The organism is Clostridium celatum (assembly GCF_021412605.1).
In the GTDB taxonomy this organism is placed as follows: domain Bacteria; phylum Bacillota; class Clostridia; order Clostridiales; family Clostridiaceae; genus Clostridium; species Clostridium celatum.
On record NZ_JAJKGM010000040.1, the window covers coordinates 1 to 22,272 of the forward strand.

A 22,272-nucleotide genomic window follows, 5' to 3' on the forward strand; every position below is an offset into this window, starting at 1 on the left:
TAATATATTTTAAATTATATTACATATTTGTATAAAATTAAAGACTACTGACACTTTGTCAGCAGTCTGAAAAATAATAGGCTATGCAAAATGCATAGCCTATTATTTTTATATTGCTCCTTGTTCAGAAGTGCCAGTTGTATTTTCAGTTTCTTCAGACTCTGTAACTTTTTCCATTTTTGATATAGAAACTTCATATGCAACTTTTTTAATAACTTCATTTTCACTAATCTTTTTTTGATACTCTCTACTTTGTAGTCTTCCCCATACCCTTATGTTATCACCAACTTCTAAAGTTTGACAGAATCTCGAATTTCTGCCCCATGCAATCGTTGGAATATAATCTGACTTATTATAAGCTCTATTTACAGCTAATAATACATCTGCAATTTCTCTTCCAAATGGAGTCTTTCTATATACTGGTTCTTTACATATATAACCATCTAAGAATATTTCATTTGGATTTTTACTCTTTTCAATACAAGGTTCTATATTTCTTGCAAATACAGTTAAAATTAACTTATTAGATCCATCTACAAATTTATTGTAGGATCTTAATTGACCTAAAACCACAATCTCCTTACCTATAGATAAATCCATATTGCTTATTAGTCTTTCCGAAACTGTAATATTTAATAAGTCTACAGAATCGCTTAATCTTGTTACCTCCATATAGAAAGTGTAAAAACCTTCCCCATACATTTCATGACTAAACTCCATACCGCTTACAATCTTTCCTTCAAGATAAATCTTGTTATTTAACATTAAATTGTCCATCGTTACCCCTCTCTCCCTTTGTAATAATAAAATTTTTATTGTTTTTAAAACCTATAAGGATTATTTCCATTATAATACAAAAACATCATAACTTTCAAGATTTTTCTAATATTTATTTATTTTTTATTTGTTCTCCATTTTCATCTACATAATAATCTTCATTATAAATAAGCTCTCCTACTGGAATAATCTCATATCCTTCCTCATTTATTAATTCATCTAATATTTTATCTAAGTTTTTTGGAGTGTATTTAGCATTGTTATGAAATAGCACTATTGAACCTGCTTTTACATTTTTCATTACTCTTTTATACTCTTCTTCTTCACTACTTTCTTTCCAATCTACTGAATCAACATCCCATTGAATACATTTATATCCTAAATTATTTATAAACTCTAAACTTTTCTCATCAAAATTTCCGCTTGGAAATCTAAATAATTTGGTAGTATAGCCTATATTCTCTTGTATTATAGTCTCTGTTTTCTTTATTTCTTCTAGCATTCTTCCTTCATTAATTTGGGTAAACATAGGATGTACATAACTATGATTTCCTATCTCATGTCCACGTTTTTTTATCTCCACTAATTTTTCCTCATTGCCTTCAGGATAAATAATCCATTTACCCATAATAAAAAAAGTAGCTTTTACATTATATTTATCTAAAACATCTAAAATCTCATATATATATTCATTTTCAGCCCAATTAACATCAAAAGTTAATGATATTTTTTTCTCATCAGTTTGTACCCTATATATAGGTTTTTTACTTTCTAAATTTGCTACTATGTATTTAGAATTATTAGAATTAACTATAGATAACATTATAATTGCTAATATTAAAAATATATTAAATATTACCTTTTTATATATCTTCATTTTTCATCTCCTAAACTTAAGTTTTATTAATTTATATTCATATTTAATAATATTATGACTAGAATATTACATATAGCTAATTTTATGTTATAATTATATAGACACTTTCATAATGGAGGTTTATTATGTACGAAAATTCAGCTGAACTAGCAGAAAATAAATTGCTAGTTTTATATGTTATAAAATCATTAAAACAATCAATATCAAACACTCAACTTACTGAAATTATCCTTGAGAATAATTTTATTAACTACTTTACTCTTCAACAATATATTAGCGAACTAGAAAATTCCGACTTTATAAGATATATTGATAAAAATGGGAAAAGATTAATTGTAATTACTAAAAAAGGTGAAAATGTATTATCTATATTTAATGATAGAATTTCTCCAATAAAAAGAGATATAATTGATAATTATATCTCTTCAACAATAGATAGTATAAAGAAGGAGCTAACTATTAGAAGTGATTATACTATTGAAAAGAATAATTCTTTTATAGTTAATCTTGTGGCTTTAGAAGATGAAATGCTTCTTATCGATTTAAAAGTTTCTGTCCCAACAAAGAAACAAGCTGCAACTTTGTGTTCTAAATGGAAAGAAAATCCTTCTGATATTTACACAAAAATAGTTCAGGTATTATTCACGGATGATAATTAAAATAAAGTCATTGCATTGGGTTCTGACTCAATTGCTATGACTTTTTTTATTGAATTTTCTTCAACAACAATAAGTCTCCCTTTCAAATAATCTCCTATATATAATTTTTTATTATAACTTATTAATCCTCTAGGCATTCCACCTACAAATATACTATTAGTTACTTTTAATTCATTTCTATCTATTACACTTATAGTTCCATCGGTGAAGTTAGATACATATATATTCTCTTCATCTTCACATAAGTCTATTGGAGATGTTCCAACCTCCAGTCTTGTTACTCTCTCCAAATTATCTATAGAAAATATATCTAAATAACCTTCCTCATCACTGCCTAAGTAACTTTCACAAACATACAATAATTTTTCATCACTAGATACTTTAACTTTCGATGGGTATTCTGGAGTTACTAAAGAACTTACAACATTGTTATCATTTAAAGCAATAATACTAACAGAATTTTCCTCTAAATTTGCAACAAAAGATATCATTTTTCTTCTACAATAATCAATGCTATGAGGCCAGCTTCCTGAATGCACTTCAAAAATAACTCTTTCTTCTAACAAATCATAAATTACAACAGCATTTGACTCACCACATATTACATAAATCTTATTATCTACTAATATGAGGTCATTAGGATTAGGCCCTATTTTTATATTCTTTTTTTCAGTTAATTTATTTCCTTCAAATATAGAAATAGAATCAGAGTAATTATTTGCCGTTATTATTTTTTTATTATAACTTTTAATACCATGAGGACCTACAGGACTTTCACTTATGTTAAAATGTATTTTCATCAAGTTATAATTATCCATATTTATTTGAGTTAAAGAATCTGCACCAGTATTACATAAAACTATAGAGTTCAATCCATACACCTCCCCTCAAAAGTTTAAAGTACTATCTAGTTACACTATATGCATAATAGTCATACTTGGGAACTATTCCTTATTATACTTATTTTTTCTTTATTTTTTTTCAATATCAATATATAATTATGTAGTATATAAAAATATTGGAGGGAATTATAATGTTTGTTTATAAAACATCTGGAGTATGTTCTACTGAAATACATGTAGAAGTAAAAGATAATGTTATTGAAAATGTAGAGTTTGTTAGAGGGTGTCCTGGAAATTTATTTGGAATATCTATGTTAGTTAAAGGTATGAATATTGATGAAGCGATTGAAAAACTACATGGAATTGACTGTAGAGGAAAAGGAACTTCATGTCCTGACCAATTATCAAAAGCATTAATTGAATATAAAAATAGTCTTTAATTAGTAAATAAGCATAAGTTAATATTTATTGTATTTCATTAAATAAAAAAAGCTCTTATCACATTAAGTAATATACTTTGTGATAGGAGCTTTAACCTTTTTTATTTTATTAATTGTAATGCAATTTCCATCATGTCTGTGAAAGTATTTTGTCTTTCCTCTGGAGATGTTTCTTCACCTTTAAAAATATGATCTGATATTGTTAATATTGATAATGCTTCAACACCATTTTTAGCTGCTAATGTATAAAGTTCTGCTGTTTCCATTTCTACAGCTAAAACACCATAATCAGCCCAAGTTTTTAGTGAAAAATGATTTGTATCATCATAGAATAAGTCACTTGATAATACATTTCCAACTTTAACATTTACGCCTTTTGATTTTGCTATATTATATGCATCATATAATAATTCAAAATTAGCACTTGGTGCATAATCTAAACCATTAAATCTTCTTTTATTTATTCCTGAATTTGTTGATGCACTTTGAGCTAAAACTATATCTCTTACATTAACATCATCACTACAAGAACCTGCTGATCCTATTCTTATAAGTCTTTTTGCTCCATAAAATTGAATAAGTTCATTAACATAAATAGAATGTGATGGTAATCCCATTCCAGTCCCTTGAATAGAAACTCTTTTACCTTTATATGTTCCTGTATATCCATACATTCCTCTAACTTCATTGTAGCAAACTGCATTCTCTAAGAAATTTTCTGCAATGAACTTTGCTCTTAATGGATCTCCAGGTAATAATACTGTTTCTGCTATATCGCCTTCGTTGGCCATAATATGTAAATGTTTTGACATAAACATTACCTCCTTTGTTTTGTTATATATTAGTATATTATATTTTCCCTTAATAGTAAATGATTAGCTTTTCAATAAATGTAAAATTAAGGATTATAGTTTTTTGTATATTATACTCATTTACGAGTATTTTATTTTAGTGTATTATAAGAAAAATATTAAATATTTCTTATCATCACTAAAAAAAAGCTGAAAGTAAAAATATTACCTTCAGTTTTTTTTTTTAGCATTCATATATATTTAATTTACATGTTATTGATTACTTTTCTCATATCTCCAATCATATAAAGAGAGCCGCTTGCTAAAACCAAATCTTCATTTTCAGCATCGTTAATAGCATTCATATATGCTTCTTCATAACTATTGAACGCTTGACAATTTTCATTATACTTAATTACTTCATTTTTCAAATCTCCTGCTAATTCTGCTCTTATTGAATTAGGTGTTACTGCGTAGACCTTTTTCGCCATTGGTGTTATTACTTTTATCATTTCCTCAACGTCTTTATCTGCTAGAATTCCTAAAATCAAATATAAATTTTCATATTTAAAATATTTCTTTATATTATTACTTAATGTTTTTATTCCTTGAATATTATGAGCACCGTCAATTACAACATAAGGTCTGTTTGATAAAACTTCTAATCTACCTTTCCAAGAAACATTTTTTATACTTTTCATTATAGTCTCTTTAGGTATATTTACTATTTTTCTATCATTTAAGACATCAATAGCTTTCATTGCTACACTTAAATTTGTAATTTGATGTTCTCCAAGTAAAGGTAATAATATATCTACCTCTTTATCGCACTTATATTTTAATAATTGGTATGGTTTATCCTCATTTAATATACTTATAAACCTTAAATTTTCATCACTTGCTATATAAAGCTCTGAATCCATTTTTAAGCATTTATCTTTAATAACATTTAGAACTGATTCATCTTGAGGATATATTACTGTAGGGATACCTTTTTTTATTATTCCAGCTTTTTCTTGTGCTATTTCCTCCAACGTATTTCCTAATAAATTTGTATGATCAAAACTTATTGAAGTTATAACTTGAAGTATTGGTATAATAACATTAGTAGAATCTAACATTCCTCCTAGTCCAACTTCAATTACTCCAAAATCTATATTTTCTTTTTTAAAATATAAAAGCATTAATACAGTTATTATTTCAAATTCTGTAGGATGATTGTATCCTTCTTCTATAACTTTATCTACTGCAACTTTAACTTCATCCATTAATGTTGCTAAAATATTTTTTGGTATGTTATTTCTATTTATTTGAATTCTTTCTTCAAATTCCTCAATAAAAGGAGAAGTATACATCCCAACTTTATAACCAGCACCAATTAAGATTTCTGTAATCATTGCAGTAGTGGATCCTTTGCCATTAGTTCCTGCTATATGTATAAGCTTTAAATCTTCTTGTGGATTTCCTAAAAACTCTAACAACTTAAAAGTTCTTTCTAATCCATAATTAGATCCAAAATTTCCAACCTCTGTTATGTATTTCATTGCTTCTTCGTATCTCATTATTTACCTCTTCTTATATTAATTTATGTAATAATTATATACTATATTTTATAAAAGAAAAAGGAAACCTAGATTAGGATTCCAACTTCTAAAATACTTATTTAATTATTAATATTTTTCTTAAAAGTATAATATGTTCCACAAAAATAACTTATATAAACACATACCATTAAAAATAAATATGATACCATCCTTCATGATTTTTTTCTATTACCCAACTTAATTTATTATCAAACCAATACGTATTAAATCCAGCGTTTGTTAAAAAATTTATTCCCTTAACATCTAATATATAAGAATAATTTGAAAGATTTAATTCATATATATATTCATTTTTATAATTATTTTCAATTTCACTATAAATCTTATCCTTATAATCCATAATAAATATTTCTTCTTTTATAGTCTTACAATTCTTAAACTCATTAACTCTATCTAATACAGCTTTTTTCTTTTCTGAATACTCTCTATTAGTTAAAACATGTCTATAAAATAATTGTAGTCCATATAATTTACCATCTTCACTATTTATATTATCAATATAATCATCTAATTTACTTATTTCATCCTTACATACTATATCTATTTTACTTTTCAATTGACATTTATACTCTTTATAATTAATAGTTGATTCTTTATAAATTTCCTTAATGAATTCCTTTGAATTTTTAAATAACTTTTCATTTTTGATATCATATTTTTCTAATGAAATTAAAATACTACTTAAAATACCTATCCTAATACTATCCTTTAAAATTTCATCTTCTAAATAACATGTAATCTTGTAATTTAAATCACTATTTAATTTATCATCAATCTCCTTATATTTACAACGTATTTTATCTATTTTATCAATACAATATTTTCTTGAATAATTATATATAAGTATAAATGCATTTATACTTTCACTAGAGATTTCATTCATAATTCTTCTACTCCTTACTACTTTGACCACATATGAACTTCCTATTTATGTAATAATTATATACTATATATAAAAAAGAACCTAATATCCAAGTAACTCCTTCAATTATCGCCATAACATATGTTTCATAAAATCTCTTATACACTATGAATCTAGATACATCTTAACATATCATCATAGCAACTATCTATATTTTGTATTTCCACACTTTTTATACTATTTAGATTATTTATATAAAAATAACGCCTAACAAAGCTTAAATTATCTTTGTTAGACGCTATTTTAACGTATTATTGTTTATTTTATTATTTAATTTTAGTCTTCCTTAGACATTGATGATAAATTATTTCCTTCAGTTCCATCTGGTTTAGTTCTTAAATATTCTTCGCCTTTTTTAGAATGAGCTATAATTACACCATCAATTTCACCATTTTTAGCTCTTAAAACACCTTGAGCCTTATCAACTCTTTCACCTGTTTCAAGAACATATTCCATTATTTCACCACTACTATTTTTTATAGTTTGAACAATTTTACTACCCATATATTTTTCACCTCTTAAATGTATTTTTTACATTTAAATAAGTTTTATTCGTATTTATATAAGTATGTTCTTTTCTATTAGTAAAAGTAATAAATGGCAAGTAACAAATTATTTTAACTTGTCACTTGCCACAGTTAACTTTTAACTATTTTAAAGTATCTATTCTAACTAATACTGCATCTAACATTTCTTGATACTTAACTAATTTTTCCTTTTCCCCAGCAATTACTGCTTCTGGAGCTTTAGCTACGAATCCTTCATTAGAAAGCTTCTTTTCAATTCTTGTAACTTCACCTTCTAATTTCTTCTTTTCTTTATTTAATCTTTCAAGTTCCTTTTCTTTATCAACTAAATCAAGAAGTGGCATAAATAACTCTCCACCCTTAACAACTAATGATACTGCATTTTCTGGAACTAAAGCTTTATCAGCTATGAATTCAACTTCTGAAGCTGAACCTAGTTTTTCCATATATGGAATACCTGCTGTAAATGCTTCTTTTGCTTCATCTGAAATATAACAAATTACTTTGGCTTTTCTTGATGGTGGAACATTCATTTCAGCTCTAACATTTCTTAATCCCTTAATAGCTTCAATAACAAATTCCATATCTTTTTCAGCCTTAGTATTTACTAATTCCTCAGTAAATTCTGGCCATGAAGAAATTGTTATAGATTCTCCATCAGTTAAAGTAGTGTAAATTTCTTCTGTAATAAATGGCATTACTGGATGTAATAATTTTAATCCTGTAGTTAATACAGTATATAATACATTATAAACTACTCCCTTAGCCTTTTCATCATCGCTAAAGAATACTGGTTTAACAAGTTCTATATACCAATCACAGAATTCAGTCCACATAAAGTCATAAACCTTTTGAAGAGCTATTCCTAATTCGTATTTTTCCATGTTTTCAGTTACTTCTTTAACTAAAGTGTTCATTTGAGATAATATCCATCTGTCAGCTAAGCTATATTCTTTGCAGTCTGAATACTTATTCATTACTTCCTTATCTAAGTTCATCATAACGAATCTTGATGCATTCCACATCTTATTAGCAAAGTTTCTTGCAGCTTCAACTCTTTCTGGAATATATCTTATATCATTACCTGGAGAGTTACCAGTTACAAGCATAAATCTTAATGCATCTGCACCGTATTCATCAATAACTTCTAATGGATCAACACCATTACCTAAAGATTTACTCATCTTTCTTCCTTGAGCGTCTCTTATGATACCATGAATTAATACTGTATCAAATGGAGTTTCTTCCATGTTGTGTAATCCTGAGAATATCATTCTAGCAACCCAGAAGAATATGATATCATATCCAGTAACTAAAACATTAGTTGGATAGAAGAAATCTAAATCTTCTGTTTTTTCTGGCCAACCTAAAGTTGAGAAAGGCCATAATGCAGATGAGAACCAAGTATCAAGTACATCTTCATCTTGTCTTAAGTTTTCAGAACCACATTTTGAACACTTGCATGGAGCTTCAACTTCAACCATCATATGGTTACAATCATTACAGTAGAATACTGGTATTCTATGTCCCCACCATAATTGTCTTGAAATACACCAATCTTGAATATTTTCCATCCAATTGAAGTATATTTTATCAAATCTTTCTGGAACGAATTTAGTCTTTCCATTTCTAACAACATCAATAGCAGGTTTTGCTAAAGATTCCATCTTAACATACCATTGTCTTGAAACTATTGGTTCAACAACTGTTCCACATCTATCATGTGTTCCTACATTGTGAGTATGAGGCTTAACTTTAACAAGTAATCCTTGTTCTTCTAAATCTTTAACCATTTGTTTTCTAGCTTCATATCTATCTAAACCTTGGTATTTTCCACCTAGTTCATTAATTACACCGTGGTCATCCATTACTCTGATTATTGGAAGGTTATGTCTCTTACCAACTTCAAAGTCATTTGGATCATGTGCTGGAGTTATTTTAACTGCACCTGTTCCAAATTCAATATCAACATAATCATCACCAACTACTGGAATTTCTCTATCTGTTAGTGGTAATTTTAATGTCTTACCTATAAGGTGCTTAAATCTATCATCATTTGGGTTAACAGCAACAGCAGTATCTCCAAGTAATGTTTCCGGTCTTGTAGTAGCTATTTCTAAGTAACCTGAACCATCTGCTAATGGATAGTTAATATGCCAGAAGCTACCTTCTTTTTCTTCATATTCAATTTCTGCATCTGATAATGCTGTAGTACATTTTGGACACCAGTTAGTTATTCTGTTTCCTTGGTATATAAGTCCTTCATTGTATAATTTAACAAATACTGTTCTTACAGCTTTATTTAAATTTTCATCCATTGTGAAAGCTTCTCTTGTAAAGTCAGCAGAAACACCCATCTTTTTAAGTTGTTCTCTTATATGACCTCTATACTCATCAGACCATTCCCAAACTTTTTCTAAGAATGCTTCTCTTCCCATTTCTTTCTTTACTAAGCCTTGCTTTAGTAATTCATTTTCAACTTTAACTTCAGTTGCTATAGAAGCATGGTCTTGTCCTGGTAACCATAAAGTACAGTACCCTTGCATTCTCTTAAATCTTATAAGCATATCTTGAAGTGTATTATCAAGAGCATGACCTAAGTGAAGTCTACCAGTTATATTTGGTGGTGGCATTACAATTGAAAATGGCTTCTTAGTTTTATCAACAACAGGAGTGAAATATTTTTTCTCTTCCCATGTTTTATAAATTCTTTCTTCGAAATCTTTTGGATTATACGTTGTGGCTAAATTTTTCTTTTCTTCCATTAATAAAACCTCCTGAATAGTTTTTTATATATTTAAAGTTCTTATATAAAGACCACTTTACAAATTTAAATTTCTTTAACCTCATATAAAAATAACATTACTTTAATTATAATATCCATAATTTTATTTTTAACTCTATTCCCATTACCCCTACCTATTTAACAAAATACCAAAAGTTCACATAAAAAAAGAGCCTTAGTCCTAAAAAAAGGACGAAGACTCGCGGTACCACCTTTATTCCTACTAAGTAAATTAACAATTTACTTCTTATAGGCTCTTATTTAATATAACGACTAGAATGCCGTCTTTGACTACTATTATTTCACCAAAGAAACTCAAAAGCTACCTTCAGGATATTTCATATAGAAGGCTTACAGCCTAGACCTTCCTCTCTTAATACGTCCTATTCCTTACTCCTCTTTATCACTGTTTTTAAATATTTATTTGTATTTATATTATGATATTTTCTAACCCTTGTCAACAAATCTCTAATAAAATTTTAATAACTTTTGACACTTTCACTACATTTATATCAATAAATATGATTTTTTAAGCTTTTTATTTACTTATCCTTTTTAAATTTCTGAAATTTTTATCCTAATGAATAATTATTTATGACTAAAAAAATAGCATTTATTTTCTTATAAATAAATGCTACTCTTAATTTAAAATATATATTAACTTTTAGCTGCTTTTAAAGTTTTCCAATAAACTCATCATAACTTTCCGGCTTACCATTACCAAAAATTATTTTAAACTCGTTTGTTTCTACATTTCTATAGTTAATATAAGTTTTTTTCATATCTAGTCTAGATATATCACTAAAATTAAACATTTTTAACACTTGTTCCTCTGTTAAGTTTTCTCCTAGGCTCCCAGACTTTGCAACCCCACTTAATGTTACTAATTTGTAGGCACCACATGGCTGTAAATATTCTATTATATTTTCAGTATTATGTTGCTCTCCACAATTACAATTATGTTCGTCACTTAAGTTTTCTTTATTATAAAAATATCCACAGAAAGTACAAAGTTTACTAGTTCCATATTCATTATTTTCTATTCTAACTAGTCCACCACAAATTTTACATTTATCAATATTTAATACGTTATCCATTTTTACACCCCCATATATACTTAACTATATTAATTATATTAATAGGAATTAAAACATATGAGGGTATTTTAAATGTAAATTTATCATTTAATTTATTAAGTAATTAACTATATATAAATTTACCGTCAGCAACAGTAACAGCTACTTCTCCCCCATTACTTAACTTACCAAAAAGAATTTCATCTACAAGCATAGGCTTAATTTCTTGGTTTATTATTCTTATTATTTCTCTAGCTCCATATTCTTGTGATACACCTTTTTCAGCAACAAAACAAATACATTCATCATCAAAATCAATGTTTATATTCTTCTGTTCTAATTGATTTCTAAATTTATTTAACTCTTTTCTAGCAATATCTAATGCCATTTCTTTATTCAAATGATTAAATACTATTACTTTATCAAGTCTATTTCTAAATTCAGGTGTAAAGAACTTTTTAACCTCGTCCATTATAGCTGAACCTTCAATAATTCTCTCACCAAATCCTACAACATTTTTTCCAATATCTCTAGCTCCAGCATTAGATGTCATAATCAATATAACATTTCTAAAATCTGCTTTTCTTCCTTGATTATCAGTTAAAGTTGCATAGTCCATCACTTGCAACAAAACACTAAGAATATCAGGATGAGCTTTTTCCACCTCATCTAATAAAAGTACACAATGTGGATTTTTCCTAATAGTATCTGTTAAAAGTCCACCTTCTTCATATCCAACATATCCTGGAGGTGCTCCTATAAGCTTTGAAGCTGCATGCTTTTCAGAATATTCACTCATATCAAATCTAATAAGCTTAACATTAAGACTTTCTGCTAATACCCTACAAACTTCCGTTTTTCCAACTCCTGTTGGCCCAACATATAATAATGAACTAATTGGTTTATTGGAATCATTTAACCCTGCCCTAGACATTTTTATACATCTTACAACTTCGTGAATTGCAGTATCTTGACCAAATATATTTTTTTCTAAATTGTACTCAAGCTCTTTAAGTGATGATATTTCATCTTTCTCAACTGTTTTTTTAGGTATATGACATACCTTTGAAATTACTGCTTCTATTATATCTTCATCAATTACTATATTATCTTCACTCTTAAATTTATCCCTATTAATTGAGCAATATGCTCCAGCTTCATCAATTATATCAATTGCCTTATCTGGCAAAAATCTATCATTAATATATTTACTACTTAATGCTACTGCTGAACATATGGCATTATCCGTATATTTAACATTATGATAATTTTCATAATGAGATTTTAATCCTTTAATTATCTCAATAGTTTCTTTTTCTGTAGTTTCTTTTACTTCGACTATTTGAAACCTTCTACTTAAAGCCTTGTCCTTTTCAAAATATTTCTTATATTCATCATAAGTAGTTGCTCCAATAAACCTTATTTTTCCTTCCATTAAATACGGCTTTAAAAGATTAGAAGTATCTAAAGAACCACCTCCAATAGCTCCTGCTCCAACTATTGTATGAATTTCATCTATATAAACTATAGGTTTTTCATGTTTTTTTATTTCATCTAAAACTTTTTTAATTCTTTCTTCAAAATCTCCTCTATACTTAGTACCTGCTAAGCTAGCTCCTATATCTAAAGAAAAAATTTCTGCATTTTTTAATACCTCTGGAACCATTCCTTCATTAATCATCTTTGCTAACCCTAAAGTTATTGCAGTTTTACCAACACCAGGTTCCCCTACATGAATTGGATTATTTTTTGTTCTTCTACAAAGAATTTGAATTGTACGCTCTAAAATATCTTCTCTTCCTATAAGTGGATCAGAATTTTCATCTCTAACTACTTCATTCAAATTAATAGTTAATGACTCTAATAAACTACTTTTTTTATTATAATTACTCATTTCATTATATTCGTCTACATTATCATTATTTAGTAATTCACTATCTTCACTATTAACTTTATTATCCTCATACTCATTAGTGCTTGCATCATGACAAAGATGATATAGTAAATCTCTTTTTTCTATTCCAGCTTCTATAAGATAATAAACTGCATAACTATCATCTAAATCGTATATTGCAGAAATAATATGCTCCATTGTAATGCTGGTTCTATTTGAAAAAATAGCTTGCTCACTTGCTCTTATAATAACTTGTTGAAAACTATAACTTTCTTGTATTTTAGACCCTTTACTTTCCTCCACATATTCACTAATATAATTAACTAAATTTTCTCTTAAAGCTAAAGCATCACTATTTAATTCATCTACTGCTTCTATAAATCTTTCCTCAAAAGTAATAGCATATAATAAGTGCTCTGCTGTTACAAATTCATCTTTATTACTCTTTGCAAATTCATAAGACTCTACAATAATATTATTGACCTCTTTAGATAATTCCATTTCTTTAAGCCTCCTCAATAGTTATATTAAAAGGAAAACCTTCTTCTTTTGCCATACCTAAAGCAATGGCTACCTTTGTTGTTGCAATATCAAATGGATATAATCCAACTATACCTTTTCCTATTTTATGAACATCCATCATTATTTTATTTGATTCATTTAGATCTTTATTAAAAACCGTCATTAATACATCTACTACAAATTCCATAGTGGTAAAATCATCATTATGCATAACAACTTTATAATGTTTTGGTTTCTTTACTTTTACTTTTTCTTTATTACTAGTTATAATACCATTTTCCATACTACTTCTCCCCTAAGGTTAAAATTTAAGTTTTTGATACTCTTATATTGTAATTATAGTTATCATATTACCTAATATCAAGAATTACATGGATACTTTTATTTTAATATACCTATGTTAATACTAAATGTAATAATTAATCTTTCATAATAAAAAGAAAGCAGATAGATTTATACTTACATAAATAATCTATCTACTTTCTTTATTTATAAATTTATTTAAATTATATATTGTTAGATATATAACTATTTATCTTGCATCCACTCATACGTTTTATAACTCTTTTTGTTATGATCATGTGCTCCTATTTTCTCTCCATTTTCTATTCCTACTTCAGAATTTCCTGTAGGATCAATCTTCCTAAGTTCATTTTTAGATTTTTCTCTATCCTTCATTCTATTTTTATTATTATCCATAACTTTTACCTCGAGTATACTTTAATTTTACATATTATAAGTTTAATTAAATTTTTATTAAACTTTTACTTAATATTTTAATACTTAAATTTATTTTTTATTGCATCAAAAATTGGTTTAAAGTCGTTTTCATTTTCATCAAATAGTTTAGTTAACTCTTCCTTAGCCTTTATATAATTAGCATCTGTTTCTTCATTTTTCACTATTGCTGCAGATGATTTATGAAATTTCATAAAAGTAATTGGATGCTTTTTAGCAAAGGTCTCCATCTCTTCTATATGTCTTTCAGGTTTTGACGCTTTTTTCAACCATCTAAATACATAATCATATTTCTCCATAAAATTTCACACCTTTAGCTAAATTTTAAAATCTGTTGGGTCATATGTTTTTGCCTTAGGTTCACCAAAACAAGCCTTAACACTTTCAACTTGTGGATTATGATTAACATTTTTATGTTGTTTTTTAGTTTTTTTCATTTGATTTCCCATAAAATTATCACCTCATTTATATGGTATCCTTTTTTCTAATCCTTATCCTATTACATTTTTCCATTTTCTTATCATATAAAGAATAAAATTAATGAAAGCGTTTAAAAAATTAACAGGTCACTAACATAATTAGTAACCTGTTTTTTATTTTTAATTTGATTTTAAATTATCTAATTCTTCCTTAAGCTTGTCTCTTTTAGCAGTTAACTCTTCTACTTCTCTATTTATATCTTCATTACTACTATTAAATTCATCTAATTTAGAAGTAAGCACTTCTATTTGTTTTTCCATATCTATTAAATCACTTGTATAATCTTTTGGAAATAATGATACATAAACACTAAATATTACTGCTAAAATAATAATAAATTTATATTCTTTAATTCCAGTAAAAAACTTTTCTTTTAAAGACATTTTTGGAGTAGTATTTTTATTTAATTTATTACTCTTTTTTGATTTTATTTTATTACGTTTACCTTTTCCCATAAATTTTCCTCTATTCCTTAACCTTTTGTATTTCTTCTTCAAGTAAAATTATTTCTGACTTTAACTCTTCTATTTTTTCTTTATTAGCTTCTTCATTATTTTCTGCAGATAAAGTATTAAATTCAGTTTCCAATTCCTTTAATTGTGTATATGCTGATTTATATTCATTCATCATTTTAGGTTCTTTTGCTAAACCTACTACATCAAAACAAAAATATATTGCTAAATATACCCCTAGAAATATACTTAATGTAATCCCTAGTTTAACTAATACTGTTTTTAAATTCCCCATTATATTTCATCCTCTCCGTTAGCTTTATATTTAATATTATACATATTTTAACGATTATGTAAAGGTAATCACACTTTTTTAATATTTTGTTGTTAAGTTATACTTATTTACGAGTATTTCATTTAGAATTATATTTAAAAATATAATAATTAATAAAAAATAAAGAGTCGTATAATACGACTCTTTATTTTTTATAGTGCCTTTAATGCAACTGCATTTAAAATACTCCATGGTTTATTAAAATGAGGTTGGAAGAAGAAATCTGTCATTGCAAGTTCTTCAACAGTCATTTCATTTTGTATAACTACTGATAAAGTGTTCATAAATTGAGTTAAATCTATATCAGAAATTATTTGTCCTCCAATTACTCTTCTTGTATCTTTATCAAATACTATCTTTACAGTAGCTGGTAAATATGTTGGCATAAATTCTGGTCTATAATTATCAGTTAAACTTACTGATGCAACATTCATCTTAGTTGTAGCCTTAGCAACTTCTTCAGTTAATCCAGTTGATGCTATACACTTTTCATAAATCTTAATTCCTGATGTTCCTTGAGTACCCATATACTTAAGCGTTGGCTTCACTATATTTCTTGCAACTAAAGTTCCCATTCTTACAGCATTTGTTGCAAGTGGTATGTATCTTGTATCATGAGCTGGGTTGTAAGTAACTACACAACAATCCCCTGCTGCGAATACATCTTCTCTGCTTGTTCTCATGTATTCATCTATTATTATAGCTCCATTTGGAAGAGTATCTAATTTACCTTGAATAAGTTTAGTGTTTGGTGCAAATCCAATACATAATACTACTAAATCACCTTCGTAGCTTCCTTTTTCAGTAACAACTTTAGTTACTTTTCCATTTTCACCTTCAAACTTAGATACTTTTTCTCCTAATACTAAATTTACACCTTTATCCGCAAACTCTTTTTCTGCAATATCTGTGAATTCTTTATCAAGATACTTAGCCATAATTCTATCTTCTGCATCTATTAAAGTTACTTTCTTACCTTGCATTTCGAAAGCTTCTACAAGCTCAACTCCAATATATCCAGCACCAATTATTACTACATTTTTAGCTTCTTTTGATTTTTCTATTATTTCTATTGCATGGTCATGATTCTTGCATAATAATATATTTTCTAGGTCCCCACCTTCAAACTTAGGAACTATTGGCCATGATCCTAAAGTTAAAACTAATTTATCATAATTATCTTCAAACTCCTCATCAGTTAAAAGATTCTTAACTTTTAAGGTTTTATTATCAAAATCTATATCTAAAACTTCATGCTTCATATTAGTTATAACACCCATTTTAGATAGATTTTCTGGTGAATTATAAAAAAGATTTTTAGTTTCTTTTATAACCCCACCAACATTTAATGCTATACCACATGATAAAAATGATAAATTATCATTTTTTTCATATATAGTGATTTCACTTTCTGGATGAAGTTCTTTTAAATTAACTACTGCAGCTGTTCCTGCATGTGTACATCCAACTACTACTATTTTCATAATTAACACTCCTTAAAATTATTTTTCTTGATATTTTATATTAGTTAATAATTATTATCTTTAAATATATAATACTACTCTTTTATATAATAGTAAATACTTTCGTTAAAATTTGTTTAAAAAATAACAATCTTTAACTTAATTGATTATATTTTAGTATGCTTCATATTTTTTTTCTTAAACAATCATCATTTACGAGTATTTTATTTAAGGTTATAATAATTTTTTATGTTAATGCATAATTAAATACACTAATTAATATAAATTAGTGTAAATATCAAAAGGAGGGATATAAAATGAGTAAACAAAGACGAGGTAAATATATTAAAACACTCCCTGGTTGGAGAGGTACATGTCCTATCTGTGGAAGAAAGCGTGTTAAGTTAGTTTGGAGTAAAAAAGATGAAGAAGGTAATACCATAAATGTATGTAAAGAATGCTCTAAATCTTAATATTTATAAATAAAAAAACTAAGAGTTAAAATTGAAAAATTAAGACTTAAGAATAAATTATCTTTAAGTCTTAATTTTTATTTTAACTCTTAGTTACTTAACTTTTTTTTCTTGCATTTTTAGAATTTCTATTACTATCTCTATTGCCTTTTAAATTACTTTCTTTTCCTCTTCTCGAATTATTTTTATCATTTGATTTCTTATTTCTACTTAAAGAAGATTTACTATTGCTATTAAAAGACTTTGATTTTCCAGTGTTTCCTTTAGCTTTTGATCTAACTAATCCATGAGCTTCCTTATATCTCTGTTCCTTAGACTTAATTAAGCATTTAGGTCCATTTCCTATTAAATCTTCTCTCCCTGCTTTCATTAATGCATCATAAACTATATTATAATTCTTTGGATTGCTAAATTGAAGAAGCGCTCTTTGCATTGCTTTTTCTTCTTTAGTTTTAGGAACATATACTGGCTTCATTGTTATAGGATCTAATCCTGTATAAAAAATAGTTGTTGATAATGTTCCTGGTGTTGGATAAAAATCTTGAACTTGTTCTGGTTGATATTTTATGTCTCTTAGATATTCTGCAAGCTTAATAGCTTCCTTTAATGTACTTCCTGGATGACTTGACATAAGGTATGGAATTATGTATTGCTTCTTACCAAGTTTTTCTGTTATTCTGAAGAATTTTTGCCTAAAGTCCTCATATGTTCTTCCTGCTGGTTTCCCCATATGCTTTAATACTTCTTCAGATACATGTTCAGGGGCAACTTTTAATTGACCACTTACATGATGCTCTACTAATTCTTTAAAGAATGTATCATCTTTATCTGCCATTACATAATCATATCTAATTCCTGAACGAACAAATACCTTTTTAACCTTAGGTAAACTTCTTACACTTCTAAGTACACTTAAGAATTCCTTATGATCTACCTCCATATTTTTACATACACCTGGACTTAAACATTGCTTAGTTTTACACGCTCCTATAGTTAGTTGATGTTTACATGCAGGTTTTCTAAAGTTTGCTGTAGGACCACCAACATCATGAATATATCCCTTAAAGTCTTTCATTTCTGTCATTTCTTTAGCTTCTTTAACTATAGATTCTTCACTTCTACTTTGAACTGCTCTTCCTTGATGGAATGTAATTGCACAAAATGAACAATTTCCAAAACATCCTCTTGATCCAACTATACTAAATTTAACCTCTTCTAGGGCTGGAATTCCTCCCATCTCTTCATATATAGGGTGATATTCTTTAGTAAAAGGTAAATCATAAACCGCATCTAATTCTTCTCTATTTAAAATAACTTCTGGTTTATTAACTACTAAAAACTTATCTCCTTGATCTTGAACTATAGTTTTTCCTCTAATAGGATCTTGTTCTTGATATGTAATTTTAAAAGCTTCACAATATTTGATTTTATCTGTTGATACTTCCTTATATGAAGGTATAACTATATGTTCTTCATAGATTTCATCTAAACTATCTGCTAAATAACATGTACCTGGTACGTGTCTTATATACTTAGCCTCAAAACCTTCATTTAAATAGTTAGCAACTTCAACTATTTGCTTTTCACTCATACCATATATTAAAAGATCAGCACCACTATCAGTTAATATTGATTTTCTAACTTTGTCTGCCCAATAATCATAATGAGCAAATCTTCTAAGACTTGCTTCAACTCCACCAATACAAATATTGATATTTTTATAAGCTTCTCTTATTTTATTACAATAAACAATAGTTGCCCTATCCGGTCTAAGTCCCATTTTCCCACCTGGAGAATAAAGGTCCTTTTCTCTAACTCTCTTACTTACAGTATAATGATTAACCATAGAATCCATATTTCCTGCATTAACCAAAAATGCAAGTCTTGGTCTTCCAAGTTTCATAAAATCATCTGTACTATGCCAATCTGGTTGAGCTATTATTCCAACTTTATATCCTGCATGTTCTAATACTCTAGATATTACTGCTGTCCCAAAACTGTGATGATCTACATAGGCATCACCAGTTACAATAATGAAATCGCACTGCTCCCAGCCTCTTTCTTTCATATCTTCCTTACTTATAGGTAAAAATTTATTATTCATTAAATATCACATCTTTCATTTATCTTTTTATGCTTGTTAAATATTATTATTCATAATTTAATATTTTACAAGCAAAATATTAAATTAATTTCTAAGGACTTAACTTATGTTTCTTTTATTTTTTAATTTTTTCTCCTTACAATTTAACATATATTAATATATCATCTATTTTAAATCTTGTTAATACTTCATATTAATTTACCATAATATTTATATAAATATTTAAAAATCTTATATATCTAATCTCTATTTAAAATATTTATATTAAAATAAAAATGGTGAATTTAATAATATTAAATTCACCATTTTTAACAATTATATTAAAATACAAGTGTATTAGTTAAATAAGTATTTAGTTTTTTTAACATAAATGGATTTTTATCAATTCCATCAAACATGTCTATTATTTGTTTTTTGTTTAATGACATATGACTTTCTAAGTCTGATAGCATATTATCTGCTTCAAATTCCTTAACTAATTCTCTGCCAATAACATTTACATTTTCAAAAAACTCTAAATTACTAAAAATATTATTCTTTATACTATTATTGATATTTACTAGATTTATATATCTTTTCATTTTATCTACAGTAAAATTATTTTTTAAACTTTTTAATAAATTATATTCTTGATTTATCTCTAAAATCACGTCTAATTTATTCTTAATATCACTATCTTCTATTAGCTCAATTGTATCTTCCTCATTTAACGCATCAATAAAGATAGTTTCTTGTTCTTTTCCAAAAACTTTAGTTATATAACTTGATGGTACAACAACATATCTTATAAATCCAATTAAAGCTTCATATGACTTAAATGAATACCAATTACAAAATACATCTTTACTATAAGTGTTTATTAATGAAAATTTTAAAACATACGCATTTGGCTTTATATACATTTCATCTTGTTTACATAAATAATTTTGCCAATAATAAATGGAATCATATTTTTTCAAACTTACACCTCCTAAAATCATTTTAATCTACTTAATTTTAGCTTGTACAAAATGTATCTTAATATTAAATATAAAAGTACTTAGAACTATCTTATAAATTTATTTTATCCAAACTTTTTATTTTTATTACTTTAATTTATATATAATGTATTTATTATGCTAATAAATACATTACTCCCTTCCCCCTAAATTTATATTTTAATTATATTTTTCTGTAACTCTATATTCATCTATTGATTTTGCTACACATTCCATTAGCATTCTTTGATATTCTGGATTACTTAACATTCTATCTTCATTATAATTACTCATAAATCCCATTTCTAAAATTATCACTGGAACTTTAGACCAATTAAATCCTGTAATATCACTTCTTTCAAATATCCCATTTACCTTTACATTACTTTCTTTTAAATTGTTACATAATATAGTTGCATATTTATTACTTTCCTCATAAATAGTACTTGTATATTTACTTTCTTTAGAAGGAACTAATATTGAAGCTCCTACCTTTCCTCCATCGTTAATACTATCACAATGAATCCTTATTGTAATATCCGCATTGGCTTTATTAGCAATTTCAGCCCTATCCACATTACTAATATTTACATCTGCACTTTCTCTTGTCATAACAACTTTATATCCATTATTAACCAAAATTTCCTTTAGTATCATTGCTGCTTCTAAATTTACAACATGCTCAGCTCTTTTAGTAGCAACTCCTGCTGTACCTGAAGATACCCTTGCTTTTTTATTATTTGATCCTGGCGCTACTGGTTCTCCTCTATTATCTCCTTTTCCTTGATGACCTGGATCAATGCAAATGATAAAATTACTTTTATCATTTGCAGATTTTTCATTTGGTTCACAAGCTAATGCAATATAGTTAACATGTATATTTATAAATATTAATAAAAAAATTAAAACTTTCATTATCTTTCTATTCACATTTATTCCTCCCTAAAAACTAATCATGAGGCTATTTTATAACAGCCTCATGATTTTTTATAAAATAATTTATTATATTAAATTTTATTTTGGATACATATTTATTAATAATAAGAATCCTGGAATCCATGCAGTTACAATACCATCAAAAACTGATAAATATCCAACAAATTTACCCAAATCTTTTTTCATTACTAACTCTATAAATCCAGTTAACCACAATAAACCCCATAAAAGCCATATAAATATCCAATATATATTTCCTACAGTAAATTGTATAAATTTTTGTGTACTTCCATCAATAAAGGCTAAAGGAATAGTATTTATTGCCACAAACAAACAATACCATCCATATAATCTTCCATCTAAATTAAATATACTACGAGCTGCAATATATAAATATGTAAATCCAAATAAAAGACCAGTTCCTGCAGCAAAATAATTTCCTTGTATTACTGCTACTATGTTTAATATAAATGATAACATACCTGTAAATACATTAAATACTGCAGTTGATTTTGCATCAATATTGCAAAGTCTTCCTATTCCATTAAGAATAAGAACAACTCCTACATATATTAAAACTACTCCTAACATTTTTTCCT

24 protein-coding genes and 1 other annotated feature are annotated in these 22,272 nt (G+C 26.8%); of the genes, 3 read left to right on the top strand and 21 right to left on the bottom strand.

Annotated elements, in window-relative coordinates:
* Positions 1-108 precede the first annotated feature (108 nt).
* Positions 109-777, bottom strand: coding sequence for a single-stranded DNA-binding protein (locus LPC13_RS13605; protein ID WP_040419846.1), 669 nt, complete (start codon positions 775-777; stop codon positions 109-111).
* Positions 778-889: 112 nt separating this feature from the next.
* Complete coding sequence (locus tag LPC13_RS13610) at positions 890-1,654, bottom strand: polysaccharide deacetylase family protein (RefSeq protein ID WP_005214701.1); 765 nt, start codon at positions 1,652-1,654, stop codon at positions 890-892.
* Positions 1,655-1,779: 125 nt separating this feature from the next.
* Between LPC13_RS13610 and LPC13_RS13615 the strand changes: the two genes are divergently transcribed.
* Positions 1,780-2,313, top strand: a complete 534-nt coding sequence (locus LPC13_RS13615) for a DUF4364 family protein (RefSeq protein WP_005214700.1) — start codon at positions 1,780-1,782, stop codon at positions 2,311-2,313.
* Here the strand turns inward: LPC13_RS13615 and LPC13_RS13620 are convergent.
* Complete coding sequence (locus LPC13_RS13620; protein WP_040419845.1) at positions 2,310-3,185, bottom strand: YncE family protein; 876 nt, start codon at positions 3,183-3,185, stop codon at positions 2,310-2,312. The genes LPC13_RS13615 and LPC13_RS13620 overlap by 4 nt on opposite strands.
* Before the next feature lie 161 nt (positions 3,186-3,346).
* On the opposite strand from LPC13_RS13620, the gene LPC13_RS13625 reads away from it, so the two are divergent.
* The gene (locus tag LPC13_RS13625; RefSeq protein ID WP_005214698.1) at positions 3,347-3,595 is read left to right on the top strand and encodes a TIGR03905 family TSCPD domain-containing protein; all 249 of its coding nucleotides are present in this window, start codon (positions 3,347-3,349) and stop codon (positions 3,593-3,595) included.
* Positions 3,596-3,696: 101 nt separating this feature from the next.
* Here LPC13_RS13625 and deoD read toward each other — a convergent pair whose 3' ends face one another.
* The 14 genes from deoD to LPC13_RS13690 form a co-directional block, all read right to left on the bottom strand.
* The gene (gene deoD, locus LPC13_RS13630) at positions 3,697-4,407 is read right to left on the bottom strand and encodes a purine-nucleoside phosphorylase (RefSeq protein ID WP_005214697.1); all 711 of its coding nucleotides are present in this window, start codon (positions 4,405-4,407) and stop codon (positions 3,697-3,699) included.
* A gap of 245 nt (positions 4,408-4,652) precedes the next feature.
* Positions 4,653-5,948: a bifunctional folylpolyglutamate synthase/dihydrofolate synthase gene (locus LPC13_RS13635; RefSeq protein ID WP_234088894.1), complete on the bottom strand. Its 1,296-nt coding sequence runs from the start codon at positions 5,946-5,948 to the stop codon at positions 4,653-4,655.
* Positions 5,949-6,117: 169 nt separating this feature from the next.
* Positions 6,118-6,903, bottom strand: coding sequence for a hypothetical protein (locus tag LPC13_RS13640; RefSeq protein ID WP_147576268.1), 786 nt, complete (start codon positions 6,901-6,903; stop codon positions 6,118-6,120).
* Positions 6,904-7,188: 285 nt separating this feature from the next.
* A complete protein-coding gene (locus tag LPC13_RS13645) occupies positions 7,189-7,416 on the bottom strand; it encodes a DUF3892 domain-containing protein (protein ID WP_005214694.1) in 228 nt (75 codons plus the stop codon).
* Between the two features lie 145 nt (positions 7,417-7,561).
* On the bottom strand, positions 7,562-10,204 hold the full coding sequence (locus tag LPC13_RS13650; RefSeq protein ID WP_005214693.1) for a valine--tRNA ligase: 2,643 nt from the start codon (positions 10,202-10,204) through the stop codon (positions 7,562-7,564).
* Between the two features lie 205 nt (positions 10,205-10,409).
* Positions 10,410-10,640, bottom strand: a binding site (T-box leader).
* Between the two features lie 258 nt (positions 10,641-10,898).
* Positions 10,899-11,321 (bottom strand): hypothetical protein, encoded by a 423-nt coding sequence (locus LPC13_RS13655; RefSeq protein ID WP_005214692.1) that lies wholly within the window; start codon positions 11,319-11,321, stop codon positions 10,899-10,901.
* A gap of 103 nt (positions 11,322-11,424) precedes the next feature.
* The gene (gene clpA, locus LPC13_RS13660) at positions 11,425-13,695 is read right to left on the bottom strand and encodes an ATP-dependent Clp protease ATP-binding subunit ClpA (RefSeq protein ID WP_005214691.1); all 2,271 of its coding nucleotides are present in this window, start codon (positions 13,693-13,695) and stop codon (positions 11,425-11,427) included.
* 4 nt (positions 13,696-13,699) lie between these two features.
* A complete protein-coding gene (locus tag LPC13_RS13665; protein ID WP_005214690.1) occupies positions 13,700-13,999 on the bottom strand; it encodes an ATP-dependent Clp protease adaptor ClpS in 300 nt (99 codons plus the stop codon).
* A 245-nt stretch (positions 14,000-14,244) separates the two neighbouring features.
* The gene (locus LPC13_RS13670; protein ID WP_005214689.1) at positions 14,245-14,415 is read right to left on the bottom strand and encodes a hypothetical protein; all 171 of its coding nucleotides are present in this window, start codon (positions 14,413-14,415) and stop codon (positions 14,245-14,247) included.
* Between the two features lie 77 nt (positions 14,416-14,492).
* Positions 14,493-14,753, bottom strand: a complete 261-nt coding sequence (locus LPC13_RS13675; RefSeq protein WP_005214688.1) for a hypothetical protein — start codon at positions 14,751-14,753, stop codon at positions 14,493-14,495.
* Positions 14,754-14,771: 18 nt separating this feature from the next.
* Entirely contained in the window at positions 14,772-14,903 is a 132-nt protein-coding gene (locus tag LPC13_RS17035; RefSeq protein WP_005214687.1) for a CPC_1213 family protein, read from the bottom strand.
* A 150-nt stretch (positions 14,904-15,053) separates the two neighbouring features.
* The gene (locus LPC13_RS13680) at positions 15,054-15,389 is read right to left on the bottom strand and encodes a hypothetical protein (RefSeq protein ID WP_005214686.1); all 336 of its coding nucleotides are present in this window, start codon (positions 15,387-15,389) and stop codon (positions 15,054-15,056) included.
* A gap of 10 nt (positions 15,390-15,399) precedes the next feature.
* Complete coding sequence (locus LPC13_RS13685) at positions 15,400-15,681, bottom strand: hypothetical protein (RefSeq protein ID WP_005214685.1); 282 nt, start codon at positions 15,679-15,681, stop codon at positions 15,400-15,402.
* A 191-nt stretch (positions 15,682-15,872) separates the two neighbouring features.
* Positions 15,873-17,204 (bottom strand): FAD-dependent oxidoreductase, encoded by a 1,332-nt coding sequence (locus tag LPC13_RS13690; protein WP_005214684.1) that lies wholly within the window; start codon positions 17,202-17,204, stop codon positions 15,873-15,875.
* A 296-nt stretch (positions 17,205-17,500) separates the two neighbouring features.
* Between LPC13_RS13690 and LPC13_RS13695 the strand changes: the two genes are divergently transcribed.
* Positions 17,501-17,656, top strand: coding sequence for a hypothetical protein (locus LPC13_RS13695; RefSeq protein WP_005214683.1), 156 nt, complete (start codon positions 17,501-17,503; stop codon positions 17,654-17,656).
* Positions 17,657-17,753: 97 nt separating this feature from the next.
* On the opposite strand, the gene LPC13_RS13700 is transcribed toward LPC13_RS13695, so the two are convergent.
* The 4 genes from LPC13_RS13700 to LPC13_RS13715 all read right to left on the bottom strand — a co-directional run bounded on the left by LPC13_RS13700 (position 17,754) and on the right by LPC13_RS13715 (position 22,264).
* Entirely contained in the window at positions 17,754-19,760 is a 2,007-nt protein-coding gene (locus LPC13_RS13700; protein ID WP_005214682.1) for a YgiQ family radical SAM protein, read from the bottom strand.
* A gap of 320 nt (positions 19,761-20,080) precedes the next feature.
* On the bottom strand, positions 20,081-20,719 hold the full coding sequence (locus tag LPC13_RS13705) for a hypothetical protein (RefSeq protein WP_040419844.1): 639 nt from the start codon (positions 20,717-20,719) through the stop codon (positions 20,081-20,083).
* Positions 20,720-20,917: 198 nt separating this feature from the next.
* Positions 20,918-21,667 (bottom strand): N-acetylmuramoyl-L-alanine amidase family protein, encoded by a 750-nt coding sequence (locus LPC13_RS13710; RefSeq protein ID WP_234088895.1) that lies wholly within the window; start codon positions 21,665-21,667, stop codon positions 20,918-20,920.
* An 84-nt stretch (positions 21,668-21,751) separates the two neighbouring features.
* Positions 21,752-22,264, bottom strand: coding sequence for an AmiS/UreI family transporter (locus tag LPC13_RS13715; protein WP_005214678.1), 513 nt, complete (start codon positions 22,262-22,264; stop codon positions 21,752-21,754).
* Positions 22,265-22,272 lie beyond the last annotated feature (8 nt).

What these genes read in the sequence shown, in the direction of transcription:
- LPC13_RS13605 (WP_040419846.1), bottom strand. Translation starts at nt 777, where the DNA reads ATGGACAATTTAATGTTAAATAACAAGATTTATCTTGAAGGAAAGATT.
- LPC13_RS13610 (WP_005214701.1), bottom strand. Translation starts at nt 1,654, where the DNA reads ATGAAGATATATAAAAAGGTAATATTTAATATATTTTTAATATTAGCA.
- LPC13_RS13615 (WP_005214700.1), top strand. Translation starts at nt 1,780, where the DNA reads ATGTACGAAAATTCAGCTGAACTAGCAGAAAATAAATTGCTAGTTTTA.
- LPC13_RS13625 (WP_005214698.1), top strand. Translation starts at nt 3,347, where the DNA reads ATGTTTGTTTATAAAACATCTGGAGTATGTTCTACTGAAATACATGTA.
- deoD (WP_005214697.1), bottom strand. Translation starts at nt 4,407, where the DNA reads ATGTCAAAACATTTACATATTATGGCCAACGAAGGCGATATAGCAGAA.
- LPC13_RS13635 (WP_234088894.1), bottom strand. Translation starts at nt 5,948, where the DNA reads ATGAGATACGAAGAAGCAATGAAATACATAACAGAGGTTGGAAATTTT.
- LPC13_RS13645 (WP_005214694.1), bottom strand. Translation starts at nt 7,416, where the DNA reads ATGGGTAGTAAAATTGTTCAAACTATAAAAAATAGTAGTGGTGAAATA.
- LPC13_RS13650 (WP_005214693.1), bottom strand. Translation starts at nt 10,204, where the DNA reads ATGGAAGAAAAGAAAAATTTAGCCACAACGTATAATCCAAAAGATTTC.
- LPC13_RS13655 (WP_005214692.1), bottom strand. Translation starts at nt 11,321, where the DNA reads ATGGATAACGTATTAAATATTGATAAATGTAAAATTTGTGGTGGACTA.
- clpA (WP_005214691.1), bottom strand. Translation starts at nt 13,695, where the DNA reads ATGGAATTATCTAAAGAGGTCAATAATATTATTGTAGAGTCTTATGAA.
- LPC13_RS13665 (WP_005214690.1), bottom strand. Translation starts at nt 13,999, where the DNA reads ATGGAAAATGGTATTATAACTAGTAATAAAGAAAAAGTAAAAGTAAAG.
- LPC13_RS13670 (WP_005214689.1), bottom strand. Translation starts at nt 14,415, where the DNA reads ATGGATAATAATAAAAATAGAATGAAGGATAGAGAAAAATCTAAAAAT.
- LPC13_RS13675 (WP_005214688.1), bottom strand. Translation starts at nt 14,753, where the DNA reads ATGGAGAAATATGATTATGTATTTAGATGGTTGAAAAAAGCGTCAAAA.
- LPC13_RS17035 (WP_005214687.1), bottom strand. Translation starts at nt 14,903, where the DNA reads ATGGGAAATCAAATGAAAAAAACTAAAAAACAACATAAAAATGTTAAT.
- LPC13_RS13680 (WP_005214686.1), bottom strand. Translation starts at nt 15,389, where the DNA reads ATGGGAAAAGGTAAACGTAATAAAATAAAATCAAAAAAGAGTAATAAA.
- LPC13_RS13685 (WP_005214685.1), bottom strand. Translation starts at nt 15,681, where the DNA reads ATGGGGAATTTAAAAACAGTATTAGTTAAACTAGGGATTACATTAAGT.
- LPC13_RS13690 (WP_005214684.1), bottom strand. Translation starts at nt 17,204, where the DNA reads ATGAAAATAGTAGTAGTTGGATGTACACATGCAGGAACAGCTGCAGTA.
- LPC13_RS13695 (WP_005214683.1), top strand. Translation starts at nt 17,501, where the DNA reads ATGAGTAAACAAAGACGAGGTAAATATATTAAAACACTCCCTGGTTGG.
- LPC13_RS13700 (WP_005214682.1), bottom strand. Translation starts at nt 19,760, where the DNA reads ATGAATAATAAATTTTTACCTATAAGTAAGGAAGATATGAAAGAAAGA.
- LPC13_RS13715 (WP_005214678.1), bottom strand. Translation starts at nt 22,264, where the DNA reads ATGTTAGGAGTAGTTTTAATATATGTAGGAGTTGTTCTTATTCTTAAT.